The sequence below is a fragment of the Nocardioides sp. JS614 genome (assembly GCF_000015265.1).
Taxonomy (GTDB): domain Bacteria; phylum Actinomycetota; class Actinomycetes; order Propionibacteriales; family Nocardioidaceae; genus Nocardioides.
The window spans coordinates 384,573-399,304 of record NC_008699.1 but is presented as its reverse complement, the minus strand read 5'-3'; the positions used below and the strand labels follow the sequence as shown (position 1 = coordinate 399,304).

General features: G+C 74.9%; 15 protein-coding genes. 5 read left to right on the top strand and 10 right to left on the bottom strand.

What is annotated here, in order from left to right:
* Positions 1-27: 27 nt before the first annotated feature.
* Positions 28-2,406 carry a sodium-translocating pyrophosphatase gene (locus NOCA_RS03290; RefSeq protein WP_011753866.1) on the bottom strand — a complete coding sequence of 793 codons (2,379 nt, stop codon included), beginning with the start codon at positions 2,404-2,406 and terminating at the stop codon, positions 28-30.
* Between the two features lie 243 nt (positions 2,407-2,649).
* Entirely contained in the window at positions 2,650-2,988 is a 339-nt protein-coding gene (locus tag NOCA_RS03285; RefSeq protein WP_011753865.1) for an STAS domain-containing protein, read from the bottom strand.
* 238 nt (positions 2,989-3,226) lie between these two features.
* Between NOCA_RS03285 and NOCA_RS03280 the strand changes: the two genes are divergently transcribed.
* Positions 3,227-5,563 (top strand): DEAD/DEAH box helicase, encoded by a 2,337-nt coding sequence (locus NOCA_RS03280; protein WP_011753864.1) that lies wholly within the window; start codon positions 3,227-3,229, stop codon positions 5,561-5,563.
* Positions 5,564-5,573: 10 nt separating this feature from the next.
* Positions 5,574-5,885, top strand: a complete 312-nt coding sequence (locus tag NOCA_RS03275; protein WP_011753863.1) for a hypothetical protein — start codon at positions 5,574-5,576, stop codon at positions 5,883-5,885.
* 29 nt (positions 5,886-5,914) lie between these two features.
* On the opposite strand, the gene NOCA_RS03270 is transcribed toward NOCA_RS03275, so the two are convergent.
* The 7 genes from NOCA_RS03270 to ssd all read right to left on the bottom strand — a co-directional run bounded on the left by NOCA_RS03270 (position 5,915) and on the right by ssd (position 10,910).
* Positions 5,915-6,280, bottom strand: coding sequence for an Rv3654c family TadE-like protein (locus tag NOCA_RS03270; RefSeq protein WP_011753862.1), 366 nt, complete (start codon positions 6,278-6,280; stop codon positions 5,915-5,917).
* The gene (locus NOCA_RS03265) at positions 6,277-6,654 is read right to left on the bottom strand and encodes a TadE family protein (protein ID WP_011753861.1); all 378 of its coding nucleotides are present in this window, start codon (positions 6,652-6,654) and stop codon (positions 6,277-6,279) included. Before NOCA_RS03265 ends, NOCA_RS03270 begins: the two co-directional genes overlap by 4 nt.
* Positions 6,651-6,914 (bottom strand): DUF4244 domain-containing protein, encoded by a 264-nt coding sequence (locus NOCA_RS03260; protein WP_083768048.1) that lies wholly within the window; start codon positions 6,912-6,914, stop codon positions 6,651-6,653. Before NOCA_RS03260 ends, NOCA_RS03265 begins: the two co-directional genes overlap by 4 nt.
* 297 nt (positions 6,915-7,211) lie before the next feature.
* Complete coding sequence (locus tag NOCA_RS03255; protein WP_011753860.1) at positions 7,212-7,934, bottom strand: type II secretion system F family protein; 723 nt, start codon at positions 7,932-7,934, stop codon at positions 7,212-7,214.
* Positions 7,931-8,707, bottom strand: coding sequence for a type II secretion system F family protein (locus NOCA_RS03250; RefSeq protein WP_011753859.1), 777 nt, complete (start codon positions 8,705-8,707; stop codon positions 7,931-7,933). Before NOCA_RS03250 ends, NOCA_RS03255 begins: the two co-directional genes overlap by 4 nt.
* On the bottom strand, positions 8,704-9,867 hold the full coding sequence (locus NOCA_RS03245) for a TadA family conjugal transfer-associated ATPase (protein ID WP_011753858.1): 1,164 nt from the start codon (positions 9,865-9,867) through the stop codon (positions 8,704-8,706). The genes NOCA_RS03250 and NOCA_RS03245 overlap by 4 nt, the downstream gene beginning before the upstream one ends.
* Complete coding sequence (gene ssd, locus NOCA_RS03240; protein WP_011753857.1) at positions 9,864-10,910, bottom strand: septum site-determining protein Ssd; 1,047 nt, start codon at positions 10,908-10,910, stop codon at positions 9,864-9,866. Before ssd ends, NOCA_RS03245 begins: the two co-directional genes overlap by 4 nt.
* Positions 10,911-11,029: 119 nt before the next feature.
* Between ssd and NOCA_RS03235 the strand changes: the two genes are divergently transcribed.
* Entirely contained in the window at positions 11,030-11,830 is an 801-nt protein-coding gene (locus NOCA_RS03235; RefSeq protein WP_041546100.1) for an HAD family hydrolase, read from the top strand.
* A gap of 493 nt (positions 11,831-12,323) precedes the next feature.
* Here the strand turns inward: NOCA_RS03235 and NOCA_RS03230 are convergent, their stop codons facing one another.
* Complete coding sequence (locus NOCA_RS03230) at positions 12,324-13,049, bottom strand: hypothetical protein (protein WP_049774525.1); 726 nt, start codon at positions 13,047-13,049, stop codon at positions 12,324-12,326.
* Between the two features lie 35 nt (positions 13,050-13,084).
* Here NOCA_RS03230 and NOCA_RS25430 point away from each other — a divergent pair, with 35 nt between their 5' ends.
* A complete protein-coding gene (locus NOCA_RS25430) occupies positions 13,085-13,912 on the top strand; it encodes a class I SAM-dependent methyltransferase (protein WP_011753855.1) in 828 nt (275 codons plus the stop codon).
* A 30-nt stretch (positions 13,913-13,942) separates the two neighbouring features.
* The gene (locus NOCA_RS03220) at positions 13,943-14,728 is read left to right on the top strand and encodes a carbonic anhydrase (protein ID WP_011753854.1); all 786 of its coding nucleotides are present in this window, start codon (positions 13,943-13,945) and stop codon (positions 14,726-14,728) included.
* The last annotated feature ends 4 nt before the right edge of the window (positions 14,729-14,732 follow it).

Here is a 14,732-nt window from a genome sequence, read left to right as displayed (position 1 = left end):
GGTCGACGTCATTTCAGGGCTGCGAGGCTAGTGCTGCTGGGGCGCCTCGAACTGCTGGGTCGGAGCGGGCTCCGTCGGCGGCACGGCCTCGACCGGCGGCGGAGGCGGCGGGGGAGCCGTCGTACCGTCGTCGTCGCCCTCGATGTGGACCGGGCGCCGCTTGGAGACGTACACCGCGGCGACGATGCCCGCGAACGCCGCCAGGGCGATCACGATCCGCAGCGGGGTGTTCGCGTCCTCGCCGATCGACAGCTTCACGATGGCGGCGACGATCAGCAGCGAGACCAGGTTCATCACCTTGAGCAGCGGGTTGATCGCCGGGCCGGCGGTGTCCTTGAACGGGTCGCCGACGGTGTCGCCGATGACCGTCGCGGCGTGCGCGTCCGAGCCCTTGCCGCCGTGGTTGCCGTCCTCGACCAGCTTCTTCGCGTTGTCCCAGGCGCCACCGGAGTTGGCCAGGAACACCGCCATCAGCGTGCCGGTGGCGATCGCACCGGCCAGGAAGCCGGCCAGCGGACCGACGCCGAGGCCGAAGCCGACGGCGATCGGTGCCAGGATCGCGAGCAGGCCCGGGGTGGCCAGCTCACGCAGCGAGTCGCGGGTCACGATGTCGACCACACGGCCGTACTCCGGGCGGCCGGTGCCCTCCATGATCCCGGGGATCTCCCGGAACTGGCGGCGCACCTCGTAGACCACCGCGCCGGCAGCGCGGCCGACCGCGTTGATCGCGAGCCCGGAGAACAGGAACACCACGGCCGCACCGAGCAGCATGCCGACCAGGATGTTCGGGTAGGACGCGTTGAACGAGAACGCCAGGCTGGTGAGCGCGCCGGGCTCCTCGGTGAGGGTGACCTCGTCGATGGCGTCCTGGAGGGCGTTCGTGTAGGAGCCGAACAGCGCGCTCGCGGCGAGCACCGCCGTCGCGATCGCGATGCCCTTGGTGATCGCCTTCGTGGTGTTGCCGACCGCGTCGAGCTCGGTCAGGATCTGCGCGCCGTGCTCGTCGACGTCGCCGGACATCTCCGCGATGCCCTGGGCGTTGTCGGAGACCGGGCCGAAGGTGTCCATCGCGACGATCACGCCGACGGTGGTCAGCAGGCCGCAGCCGGCCAGCGCGACCGCGAACAGCGCGACCGGGATCGAGCCGGCACCGACCAGGAACGCGCCGAAGACCGCCGCGCCGATGACCAGGGTCGTGTAGACGGCCGACTCGAAGCCGACCGACAGGCCGGACAGGATCACGGTCGCCGCGCCCGTGAGCGAGGTCTTGCCGACGTCCTTGACCGGCCGGTGGTCGGTGCCGGTGAAGTAGCCGGTGAGGCCGAGGATCGCGGCGGCGAGCACGATGCCGATGAGCACGGCCAGGGCGGCGACGACACGCGGGCTGGCGTCGGCGTCGACCGTGGAGTTCGTCAGGTCGGCGAAGTCGCCCGGCAGGTAGACCAGGGCCAGGATGATGCTCGCGACCGCGCCGATCGCGGCGGAGATGTAGAACGCCCGGTTGATCGTGGTCAGGCCGTTCTCGCCGGCCCGCGGCTTGCAGAGGTACACCCCGACGACGGCGGTCAGGGCACCGATCGCGGGGATCAGCAGCGGGAACACCAGGCCCTTGTCGCCGAAGGCCTGGGAGCCCAGGATCAGCGCCGCGACCAGGGTCACGGCGTAGGACTCGAACAGGTCGGCAGCCATGCCCGCGCAGTCGCCGACGTTGTCGCCGACGTTGTCCGCGATCGTCGCGGCATTGCGCGGGTCGTCCTCGGGGATGTTGTTCTCGACCTTGCCGACCAGGTCGGCGCCGACGTCGGCGGCCTTGGTGAAGATGCCGCCGCCGACACGCATGAACATCGCGAGCAGCGCCGCACCGAAGCCGAAGCCCTCCAGCACGTGCGGGGCGTCCTCCTGGAACAGGATCACCACGACGCTGGCGCCGAGCAGGCCGAGGCCGACGGTCAGCATGCCGACGGTGGCGCCGGTCCGGAAGCCGATGTTCATGGCCGGGTCGCGGCCCTGGGTCTGCGCGGCCGCAGCCACCCGGAGGTTCGCCTTCACCGCGAGCGACATGCCGAGGTAGCCGACGGTGGCCGAGAAGCCCGCTCCGACCAGGAAGAACACGGACCGGAAGATCCGGACCATGGCGTCGTCGGCGGGCAGCGCGAGCAGCAGGAAGAACGCGACGACGGCGAAGATCGCCAACGTGCGGAACTGCCGCTGCAAGTAGGCGTTCGCGCCCTCTTGCACCGCCTGCGCGATGTTCTTCATGTTGTCGGTGCCCTCACCGGCGGCAAGCACTTCCTGGCGGAACATCGCTGCCATCGCGAGCGCGCCAAGCGCGATCAGTGCGACGACGATGACCAGGACGAGATTGCCCCCGGAGACTTCCACGACAGCGGGAACGATCCCCGTCATGTGTTTCCTCCTGGGAGAGTGATTCAGGTCTCACGGACGACGCGGAGTCTACGCACGGGCTGCGGGCGGGTACGCACATGTGACCCGGTACACAGCTGGAGGCGCGCTCGTACGCCGCACGGGATGGGTTCGCGACGACCCTAGACCCCTCTGGTCCCGAGGCGACGGGCCCAAGGGCCCGAAACGCTCGGGACCGCGGACGTCCGCGCTTCCGAGGAGACGAGCAGAGACCGCCCGGGGAGGTCAGCTGCCGGCGAGGGCGGCGTCGGCGGAGTCGTGGATGACGAAGACCTTGGCGAGGCCGGTGATGCGGAAGATCTTGAGGAGCCGGTCCTGGGTGCACACCAGCTGGAGCGAGCCGTCGTGGGCGCGGACCTTCTTCAGGCCGCCGACCAGGACGCCCAGGCCGGTGGAGTCGAGGAACTCGACCTCCTCCATGTCCACGACGATGTCGTAGACACCCGCGGCCACCAGCTCGGTGATCTTGTCGCGCAGCTTGGGGGCGGTGTAGACGTCGATCTCGCCCCCGACGGCAACGATGGTCTTCCCACCGGCGTCGCGCGTCGTCAGAGTCAGGTCCACCTAGTTCTCCCGGTGCGGCTTGTTCGGTTGCCGATCTGTCGCGGCGGCGAACCCGACATCCGGCCTGCACAATGAAACCACGCCCGCGCCTCCCCGCGCACAAACTGGCCACAGGACACGGGGGAGCGAGGACTGCACAGGGTACGCCGGCCAGCCCCGGACCAGCGCCGGGCCAGCCCCGGACCAGCCCGGAGCGAGGTGGTGCCGCGCTGTCGGTGGCGTCGGAGAGGATGGTGGGGTGAGAGCGGTCCTCGGTTCGCAGGCGCGCACCGCCGGTGACCTCCGCGACGTGGTCGAGCGGCTCGTGGCCGCGCCGGGCCGCGAGGACCGGCTGTGCCACCTGGAGGTGCTCCCGGCGCGGGCGGCGCGCCACGCGGACTGGCCCGCCTGGGCGGACCCGGACGTGGTCGCGGCGTTCGCGGCGCGCGGGGTCGCGCGCCCCTGGCAGCACCAGGTCGTGGCCGCCGAGGCGGCGCACGCCGGCCAGCATGTCGTGCTCGCGACCGGCACCGCCTCCGGCAAGAGCCTGGCCTACCAGCTCCCCGCGCTCTCGACCCTCCGCGGCTCCCGGGGGCCGCGCGGCCAGCGCGGGGCCACCGTGCTGTACCTCGCACCGACCAAGGCGCTCGCCCAGGACCAGCTGGCCGGGCTGAGCGGGCTCGGGCTCGACCTGCGGGTCACCACCCATGACGGCGACAGCTCACGCGAGCAGCGCGACTGGGCCCGCGACCACGGCGAGTACGTCCTCACCAACCCCGACATGCTGCACCGCTCCCTGCTGCCCGGGCACTCCCGCTGGGCGGGGTTCCTCGGCGCCCTGCAGTACGTCGTCGTCGACGAGTGCCACCACTACCGCGGGGTCTTCGGCGCTCACGTCGCCCACGTGCTCCGACGGCTGCGGCGGGTGTGCGCGACGTACGGCGCGAGCCCGACCTTCGTGCTGGCCTCCGCCACCGTCGCGGAGCCCGAGGCCGCCGCCCGGCGGCTCACCGGCCTCGACGTGCAGGCGGTCACCGCCGACCACTCTCCGCGCGGCCGGGTGTCACTGCTGCTGTGGGAGCCGCCCTTCACCTCCTTCACCGGCGAGAACGGCGCGCCCGTGCGCCGGGCCGCCTCCTCCGAGACCGCCGACCTGCTCGCCGACCTGGTGGCCGAGGACGTGCGCACGCTCGCGTTCATCCGCTCCCGCCGCGGTGCCGAGCAGGTCGCGATGACCGCCGCCGAGCTGCTCACCGACGTCGACCCGGTGCTCGCAGGCCGGGTGGCGTCCTACCGCGGCGGCTACCTGCCCGAGGAGCGTCGGGCGATCGAGGACTCGCTGCGTCGCGGCGAGATCACCGGGCTCGCCGCGACCAACGCCCTCGAGCTCGGCATCGACATCAGCGGCCTCGACGCCGTGGTGATGGCCGGCTTCCCCGGCACCCGCGCCGCCCTGTGGCAGCAGGTCGGCCGGGCCGGGCGGGGCGCCCAGGACGCCCTCGCCGTCCTCGTCGCCCGCGACGACCCGCTCGACACCTACCTCGTCACCCACCCCGAGGCGCTGCTGGGCCGCCCGGTCGAGGCGACCGTGTTCGACCCGTCCAATCCCTACGTCCTCGGTCCGCACCTGTGCGCGGCCGCACACGAGGCACCGCTCACCGAGGCCGACCTGCCGCTGTTCGGTCCGACCGCGCGCGAGGTCGTCGACGCGCTGACCGAGGGCGGGCTGCTGCGCCGCCGCCCGCGCGGCTGGTTCTGGACCGACCGGCGCCGGGCCAGCGACCTCGCCGACATCCGGTCGACCGGCGGCGCTCCCGTCCAGCTCGTCGAGGCGGAGACGGGCCGCGTGATCGGCACGGTCGACGCCTCGAGCGCCCACGGCACCGCCCACCCCGGCGCGGTGTACGTGCACCGCGGCGAGACCTGGTTGGTGTGCTCGCTCGACCTCGAGGACCGCGTGGCGGTGATCCAACGCGCCCAGCCCGACTACTCCACGACCGCCCGCGAGGTCACCGAGATCTCGGTCGTGCGCGAGCGTGAGCACACCGCCTGGGGTGACTGCCGGCTGTCCTTCGGCGAGGTCGACGTCACCCACCAGGTGGTGTCCTTCCTCAAGCGGCGCCAACCCGGCGGCGACGTGCTCGGCGAGGAGCCGCTCGACCTGCCCGAGCGCTCGTTGCGCACGGCGGCCGTGTGGTGGACGGTGCCCGACCACGCCGTGACCGAGGCGGGCCTCTCCGGCCGTGACCTGCCGGGTGCCGCGCACGCCGCCGAGCACTGCTCGATCGGTCTGCTGCCGCTCTTCGCGACCTGCGACCGGTGGGACATCGGCGGAGTGTCGACGGCGGTGCACCCCGACACCGGGCGACTGACGGTGTTCGTCTACGACGGGCACCCCGGTGGCGCGGGATTCGCCGAGCGCGGATTCCGAGCGGCCCGGGAGTGGCTGACGGCGACCCGGGACACGATCCGCTCGTGCACCTGCGAGGACGGCTGCCCGTCGTGCATCCAGTCGCCCAAGTGTGGCAACCAGAACAACCCGCTCGACAAGGCGGGCGCCGCCGCACTCCTCGACGTACTCCTCGGCGAGGCCTAGTCTCGCCCGCATGGTGATCCTCGGCATCCTCCTCATCGCGCTGGGCGCGGTGGCGATCGTCGCGGCGCTCGGCACCGCCGAGGGCTCCGGCGTCGAGCTCCTCGGCGCCGACATCGGCGCGGTCACGCTGTTCTTCGTCGGGCTCGCCGCCGGGGTGGCGATCCTCTGGGGCTTCGGGCTCACGAAGTGGGGGACCAAGCGCAGCATCCGGCACCGGCGCGAGAGCAAGCGGCTCAACGAGCTGTCGGAGAAGCTCGACGAGCGGGAGGCCGAGCGCCGCGAGGACGAGCGGGAGCGCGATCGCCCCGGCGACGACCGGTAGGCCCGGCCCGCAGGAACCCTCCGGCCCGGTCAGCCGGGTCCGGCCCTGGCCTCGGCCGCCAGGTCCGCGGTCTGACCGAGCCAGCGGGGGCCGGTGACCTCGACCCGGACGAGCGCGTCATCGCCCGCGACCGTGCACGCGACCAGCCGGGCGCCGTTGGCCACCGCCACGGCCGCTCCGGCCCGGCACGGGTCGTTGCCCCGGCCGAGCGCCGTGGCCGCAGAGAGCGCCGCCAGGTCGGCGGCCGACTGGGCCATCCGGTGGGCGCGCACCATCGCGGCGACCACCCCGAGGGCGGATCCGAGCAGGAGCAGCACCGCCAGGCAGGACACCGCGAACAGGCTGGCCGAGCCCCGGGCGTCCCGAGTGCGGTGCGCCGCGGCCGTTGCCTTCACGGCGACGACTCCTCCGCGGCGGCGACCGCCTGCGCCGAGACCGCGACCCCGGGCAGCCGCCCGAACAGCCCACCTGGACCGTCGACCCGGCCCACGACGACGGCGGTCACCTGGCCGCCGTCGTCGTGGACGCTCACCCTGCTGCCCGGTGGGGCGACCCGCTGGCCCCGCGCCACCGCAGCGGTCACGCTGTCGCCGCGGGCGACCGCCCGGGCCGTCTCGCGGGCCGCGTCGACCGCGCGGACCTGCGCGGCACCCACGGCGAGCAGCCACACCAGGCCGAGGGTGATCGCGACCAGGAGCGGCAGCGCCATCGCGAGCTCGGCCGTCGCGGCCCCGCGCTCGCGGCGACGGCCGCTCCCGCGCCCGGTCATCCGATGCCCAGCAGCCCGAGCACGTGGTCGAACAGGGTCTTGAGGAGCTGGTCGCCGAACCCGCCGGTGAGCAGCTTGTAGAGCAGCCCGGCAAGGCCGGCGCCGGCCGCCGTGCCGACGGCGTACTCGGCGGTCGTGATGCCGCGCTGGTCGCGCCGCCGGCCGGCTCGTCGAGCAGGACGGGACAGCCGCGCAGGGGAAGGGACCAGGTGGGGGCCGGCGTGGGGAGCGGGGTGCGGGGCGGGGTGCTGCAAGGACATCGGGGTCTCCGTTCTCGGCCGCCCGGTGCGGCCGTCGCACTCGACCCTGCGGGATCTCGACACCGCGTGCCGGCCGCCGGGCGCCGGCTGGGGACGGCGCCGTCGCAAGTCGCCCGGTGGACGGTGACCGGGCCCGGACGTGCGGCCCCAGGAGGCACCCGGTCTCGTCCTCGGCGCTGCCGCCGCCGGGATCGGCCCACCACGGCCAGCGGTGTGCAGGCAACCGACTGCCCACCAGCAACGGTTGCCAGGCCACCGCCGACCCGGTCCGGGCCCGACGAACCAGGGCCGGACGGCTCAGATGTCGAGGCTCGCGAGGAGGGCGACCACGAGCGGGACGATGCCGATCAGCACGAACGCCGGCAACAGGCACAGGCCGAGGGGCAGGGCGGCCTTCACGCCGACCGCCCGGGCCCGCTCCTCGGTCTCGGCGCGAGCGGACCGGGCGAGGTCGTCGGCGAGCCGCTCGACCGCGGCCACCACCGGCGCCCCCGAGGAGTGCGCGCGGGCGAGGGTGCGGCCGAGGCGGCCGAGATGGGGGTCGTCGGCGAGTGCCGACCAGACCTGGCCCGGGTCCAGCCCGAGCGCGAGCCGGGCCGCGACCCCCGCGAGCCGGTCGGCGGCCGGGCCGGGGAGGGCGGTGCAGACCAGTGCGATCCCGTCGGCGGGAGCGGCGCCGCCGCGCAGGGTGGCGGCGAACAGGTCCACGACGTGCGGCAGGTCCCGGCGCACCGCCTCGCGGCGGCGTCGTACGTCGGGCGGCTCGGCGCGCCCGATCACCGTCCAGGCGGCCACCGCCGCGACCAGGGCGGCCGGCGGGCCGGCCGGACCGCCGACGAGAACCAGGGCGCCGGTGCCGGCCAGCCCACTCCACAGCAGTCGGTGCCGGTGCAGCCACCCGGGGGACGGCGCGTGGTCGCTCGGGGACCGTGCGCCGGGCAGGGTCGGGCGAGGAGGGAGCAGGAGCGCCGCCGCCATGGCCGCCGCGAGCACCGGAAGCAACGCCGGCAGCGCGCTCACCACGACTCCTCGGCCGCGGCGGCGATCGCCTCGATCCACCACAGGCCGGCCAGTCCGAAGGCCAACCCGCCGGCAAGGCACAGGAGACCAGCGGGATGGCCGAGCAGGAAGCCCCAGGGGTCGCCACCGGCGCCCGACCCCATGGCGAGGGCGAGCACCGGCAGTCCCGCGACCAGGCGGGCGGTGGCGCGGGCCGAGCCGAGCTCCCCGGTGACCATCCGCCGGGTCGCGGCACCGGCACGCAACGACTCCGCCACCCGCTCGACGGCCGAGGCGAGACCCTGTCCGGTCCGGTGGGCGACCTGCCAGGCCGCCGCGACGACGCGCAGGTCCCGCGCGCCCTCGAGGTCGGCGGCCAGGACGCGCAGGGCGGACGGCACGTCTGCTCCCACCCGGAACGCCTCGGCGACCCGGGCCAGCGGCGGCCAGGACGCGGCTGCCCGCTGCAGTGCCTCGCCGGGCGGCCGCCCGGCGGTGAGCTCGCCGGCCAGCAGCTCGCAGGTGTCCAGCACCTGCGCGGCCACCCGCTCGGCGGCCCGACGCCGGCGCCGGCGCCGCCAGAGCCCGGCGGCACCCGTCGCGGTCCCGCTGAGCACGAGGGCGAGGCCACCGAGGCGCGGCATCGCGAGCGCGGCCACGACCCCGGCCACGAGCACGGCCACCGGCACCCAGCGGCGCTCCACGACCGCCGCCCCCGATGCCGCGGGACGGGCCGGTGGCCGGACCAGCAGCAGCATCGCGAGCGCCGCGGCACCGACCGCGACCGCGGTCATCGGCCGATCCGGGCCGCGAGCTCGTCGGCCCCCGGCCCCGGCCGGACGATCCCGTCGTCGCCGACCTCGAGGGCGGGCACCATCGAGACGAGCCCGTCCGGGCCGCGCCGGGGGACGGCGATCTGGCGCAGCCGGCGCACCCCGTCCGGGCCCCGAGCGAGGTGGAGCACGACGTGGACCGCGGACGCCAGCTGGCTGTGCGCCGCCTCCCGGCCCAGGCCGGCCGCGAGTGCGAGCGCCTCGACCCGGGCCGGGACGTCGACCGCGGAGTTGGCGTGGAGGGTGCCGCACCCGCCCTCGTGCCCGGTGTTGAGGGCAGCGAGCAGGTCGACCACCTCACCACCCCGCACCTCACCGACCACCAGCCGGTCGGGCCGCATCCGCAGCGCCTGGCGCACCAAGGTGCGGACCTCCACCGCGCCGGCGCCCTCGAGGTTCGCGGGCCGTCCTTCGAGGGCGACCACGTGCGGGTGGTCCGGGCGCAGCTCGCTGGCGTCCTCGACCAGCACGATCCGCTCCTCCGGCTCGACCCGGGAGAGCAGCGCCGCCAGCAGGGCGGTCTTGCCGGAGCCGGTGCCGCCGCTGACGAGGAACGCCAGCCGCGCCTCGACGATCGCGCGCAGCAGGCGGGCGGTGCCGGCGGTGAGCGTGCCGAGGCCGACCAGCTCGTCGAGGGTGAAGGTCCGCGGCCGCGGCACCCGCAGCGAGACCAGCGTCCCCGGCCGGGCGAGCGGGGCGAGCACGGCGTGCAGGCGGGTGCCGTCCGGCAGGCGGAGGTCGACGTACGGCGTGGCATCGTCGAGCCGGCGACCGCCGAGCGCCGCGAGTCGCTGGGCGAGCCGCCGCACCGCCTCCTCGTCGGGGAACCGGACGTCGGTGAGCTCGAGGCCCGAGCCGCGGTCGAGGTAGACGTGGTCGGCCCCGTTGACCAGCACGTCGGTGACGTACGGCGTGCGCAGCAGCGGCTCGAGCGGGCCGGCGCCCACGACGTCGCGGCGCAGCGCCTCGTACGTCGCCAGCACCGCGGCGTCGCCCACCGGACGGCCGCTCTCGCGCAGCGCCTGCGCCACCCGGTGCGGGGTGAGGTCCCCCGGACTGCGGGCCAAGCGGTCCCGGACCGCCTCGAGGTCGGCGAGCGGGACCGCGGCCACCTCGCTCATGCCGCCGCGCGCAGCAGGACGAGCTGGTCGAGCACCTCGGTCGCCGCGCGGCCCAGGGCCGCGCGCCGGCTGCGCACCGGCCCGAGACCGAGGTCGAGGGCCTCGCCGAGGCCGCGCTGGTCGGGCATCGTCGTGAGCACGGAGATGCCGGTCGCCCGGGACACGGCCCGCGGGTCGATGCCGGCGCCGCGCAGCACCAGCCGGACCCCGGTCGGGTCCGGGTGCCGGGCGCAGGTGCGCACGGCGGACGCGACGCCGGCGACGGTCGGCACCACGACCACGAGGAGCCGGTCGCAGCGCGCGACCACCTCGTCGACCAGCGGCCCGGCGGTGCGAGGCAGGTCGACCACGACCAGGTCGTGGCCGCGCCGGGCGGCGGAGAGCACCTCCCGTACGGCGAACGCCTGGAGGGCGGCCGGCTCGCCGGCATGCCAGGTGAGGACCCCGAGCTGCTCCCGGCGAGGCAGCGCCTCACGCAGGGCCCGCGCACTCAGCCGACCGGTCGTCTGGCACAGGCCGTCCCACCGCACGCCGTGGCGGTCCTCGAGGCCCAGGACCCGGTCGATGCCCGGACCGAGCGGGTCCGCGTCGATGACCACGGCCCGCCCGCGTCGGGCGCCCACCTGCCCGAGCGCGCAGGCGAACGTCGTGGCGCCGGCGCCCCCGCTGCCGCCGACCACGCCGACCACCAGTCCCTCGGCCGGAGCCGCCTCGCCGAGGTCGGTCAGCAGCTCGGTGAGCCAGCCCTCCGACCGGGCCACCTGGGCGACGCTCTCCGCGCCCACCGCGACCGCCACCCGGAACATCTCGTCCGGCACGGCCGCCCAGGACACGACGTACACCCGAGGTCGGCGCGGCGGCGAGATCCGGGCCAGGTCCTCGGCCATGTCCGCACCGAGCAGCACGACCGGCGCCCGCGCCCAGCCGCGCAGCGCCGCCCCGCCGTCGGAGGCGACGTCCGGCGTGACGCCGGCCGCCGCCGCGAGACGGAGCAGCTCGTCGAGCAGGGACTGGTCACGGGTGATCAACAGCGGAGCGGTCATGGGCCGATGGTTCCCGCGGCGGCGGACGACGGCACCCGGGCCGGAAGCCCTTGTGGACAAGGCGGTTCGACACGGTGCCTGTGGACGGCGAGTGGACTGCGCCCGCCTACGATGGCGCCATGGCGACCCGGTCCACCGCGGCCTTCTTCGATCTCGACAAGACGATCATCGCCAAGTCGAGCACGTTGGCGTTCAGCAAGCCGTTCCAAGCGGGCGGGCTGATCTCGCGGCGCGCCGTGCTGCGCTCGGCGTACGCCCAGTTCGTCTACCTGGTCGGCGGCGCGGACCACGACCAGATGGAGAAGATGCGGCAGTTCATGTCGCAGCTGTGCGCCGGGTGGGACGTCGCGACCGTCCGGGAGATCGTCGCGGACACCCTGCACAACATCGTCGACCCGCTGGTGTACGACGAGGCGGTCAGCCTGATCGAGGAGCACCGCCTGGCCGGGCGCGACGTGGTCGTCGTCTCGGCCTCCGGTGCCGAGGTGGTCGAGCCGATCGCCGCGATGCTCGGCGCGGACCGGGTGATCGCGACCCGGATGGAGATCGCGGAGGGCCGCTACACCGGGGGCATCGAGTACTACGCGTACGCGGACGAGAAGGCCCGCGCCATCGAGGACCTGGCCGCCGCGGAGGGCTACGACCTCGCGAGCAGCTACGGCTACAGCGACTCGGTGACGGACGTGCCGATGCTCGAGGCGGTGGGCCACGCCCACGCAGTCAACCCGGACAAGGAGCTGCGCCGGATCGCGGCCGAGCGCGGCTGGCCGGTGCTGGTGTTCACCAAGCCGGTGGCGCTGCGCACCCGGGTCCCGCTGCCGCCGGCGAAGCCCACCCTGGCCGCCCTCGCGGTGGGCGGCGTGGTGGCCGTCGGCGGGGTGCTGTGGGCCAACTCGCGCAAGCGACGGCCCAGCGCCTGACCCCCCGATCCCACCGCTCGGCGTGTCGCCGGCCGGCCCTGATCGCGCCACGGAAGTCAACCCTCGAAGGTCCTTGAACGTGCGCCGGATGAGGCGTAGACACGGAGTCAGAACTCAACAGGGCAGCACGTGATCCGGGTACCCACGCGGCGATCTACCCTTCCTACAGGGCGCTGGCCGGCCGGGACCTTCCCGCGGCAGCAGTCGGATGTTGCACGCCTGGTAGCCATCGGATTCACGTGTCAGCGACGGCACCCGGACCAATCACCTCGAACGCCGGGTGCCGTTCGCATGTCCGAGGACAGTGGACCGCGACGCAGGAGCGGTCCGCGTCGTCCGAGGAGGTCGAGGAGCGCCCGCGACCGACGCAGGAGGTCGCGACCGCGCGCCTCGAGACCCAGTCAGAGAACGGGTCTCCTCCGCCCAGGCAGCGGACCGGTGGTTCCGGGGCTCGCTGCGCTCGCACCGCAACCATCGGGAGGACGGAGCGGTCCTACTCCGCGGCCAGCCGCAGGGGGCTCGCCTCGGCGCCGGCGGCGTACGCCTCGGCGGCATAGAGCAGCCAGGAGTGCACGCCCGCGGTCCGGCCGGTCGCATAGCCGCGCAGGTTCGACTCGTACGCCGCCCGCAGCGCCAGGTGCCCGGCCTCGGGGACCACCAGCGACTTCTCGTCCACGCCCCGCGCGACCAGCACCAGCCGCTCGGTCGCCCGCGCCACGATGCCGTTGTGCGAGGCGAACGGCGCGGCCGTGGCGAGCTCGGCGTGCACGACGGCGGCGAGCACGAGCGCGGGCGCCGCGGTGTGGGCGACCAGGAGCTCCCCGACCCCGCGCAGCCGCTCGGCCGCCTCCGCGTCCCGCGGCCGGCCGCGGGACTCCTCGGGCTGGCCCGCCGAGGCGAGCGTGTGGATCCGGGCCAGCGCCTGCAGCGGGGTGCGGGACAGCGCGGGGGCCAGGCCCAACAGCTCGGTCGAGACCCGCAGGGCGTCGGCGGCCACCTCGTCGGACGCTCCGGCGCGGACCTGGGCCAGGGTCGAGGTCGATCCCTCGAGCACCGCGCTGGCGTGCGCACCGCGAAGCAGGCTCTCGGTCGTTGTCTCCGGGGAGGTCCGCCGCAGCCCGCGGTCGCGCAGCATCACGTCGATGCCGTCGCGGGCGGCGGCGTACGCCGACGGGACACCCTCGAGGGAAGCCAAGCGGGACAAGGGGTCTGTGGTCACGTGGATCACCGTATCCAGCAGGTAGCGTGGCCTCGATGAGCGACCAGCCCGCCACCTCGCCCGCGCTCTCGTTCGGGGACGTCGCCGCCGCCTACGACCGCGGCCGGCCGACCTACCCGCGCGCGGCCGCCGCCTGGGCCGTGGGCGACCAGCCGACCACCGTGCTCGAGCTGGGCGCCGGGACCGGCAAGCTGACCGAGGTGCTCGTGTCGCTCGGCCACGACGTGCACGCCACCGACCCCGACGAGCAGATGCTGGCCGTCCTCCGCGAGCGGCTGCCCGAGGTCCGCACCTCCGTCGCCGCGGCCGAGGACATCCCGGCGCCGGACGCGTCGTACGACGTCGTGGTGGCCGCACAGGCCTTCCACTGGTTCGACCACGAGCGCGCACTGCCCGAGATCGCCCGGGTCCTCAAGCCCGGCGGGCGTCTCGCCGTCGTGTGGAACGCCCGCGACGAGCGGATCCCCTGGGTGCGCAGGCTCGGCCGGATCATCGGCAGCCAGGAGCAGTCGCGCTCCGAGGGGCCGCTGGAGAACAGCACCCTCTTCGAAGCACTCGAGACCGAGTCCTTCCGCCACTGGCAGCTCGTGGATCGTGACTCGATCCGGGACCTCGTGCTGTCCCGATCGAACGTCGCGACCCTCGACGAGACGGCGCGGGCCGACAAGCTCGCCGAGGTCGTCGCCTTCTACGACGACTACGGCCGCGGGATGGACGGCATGCAGCTGCCGTACGTCGCCCGCTGCTTCCGCAGCGCCCTCGTCGCGGGTGCCGTGACGGAGGACCCCGGCGCCGGCCCGGCGGCCGAGGCGCCCGTGACCGACGGCTCCGACACCGAGATGCTGCTCATCGACTTCCGCTGACGGGAGGCGCTCGGTCAGTAGCGTCCGCGCATGAACGCCGCGCGCCCGAACCGACGCGTTCGGCTCCTGGTCGTCCTGTGCGTGGCGCTGGCCGCGGGCTCCTGTTCCGGGGACGGCGACGGGACCCGCACCGAGCCCGGCGACCACGGCAGCGAGGCCGGCCGCGCCGAGCACTGGAGCTACGACGACGTCGAGGCGTGGGAGGAGGCCTGCGCGACCGGGCGCGAGCAGTCACCGGTCGACCTCGCCGGTGCCACGAGCCGGGATCTCCCCGACCTCGGGTTCGCCTACCGGCCGGCGCCGGCCACCGTGGTCGACAACGGCCACACGGTCCAGGCGAGCGTCGAGGGGGCAGGCTCGCTCGAGCTCGACTGCGAGACGTTCGAGCTGCGCCAGCTCCACTTCCACAGCCCCAGCGAGCACCTGGTCGCCGGCGCGTCGTACGCCGCCGAGGTCCACCTCGTCCACGAGGGCACCGACGGCCGGCTGGCCGTGGTCGCGGTGCTCGTCCAGGAGGGCAGCGCCAACCCGGTGGTGGCGGCGCTGCTCGACCAGGTGCCGGCGGCGGGTGCCGAGCCCGTCGCCGCGGATGCTCCGGTCGACCCGGTGCGGGTGCTGCCGGCGGACCGGCGGGCATTCCGCTACGACGGCTCGCTGACGACGCCGCCGTGCACCGAGGGCGTGGCCTGGTCCGTGCTCGCCGAGCCGATCACGTGGTCGGCGGGCCAGCTCGCGGAGTTCGCCGAGCGGCACCCGGACTCGCACCGGCCGCCGCAGCCCCGGGACGGGCGGGTTCTGCTCCACGACGAACGCTGACACC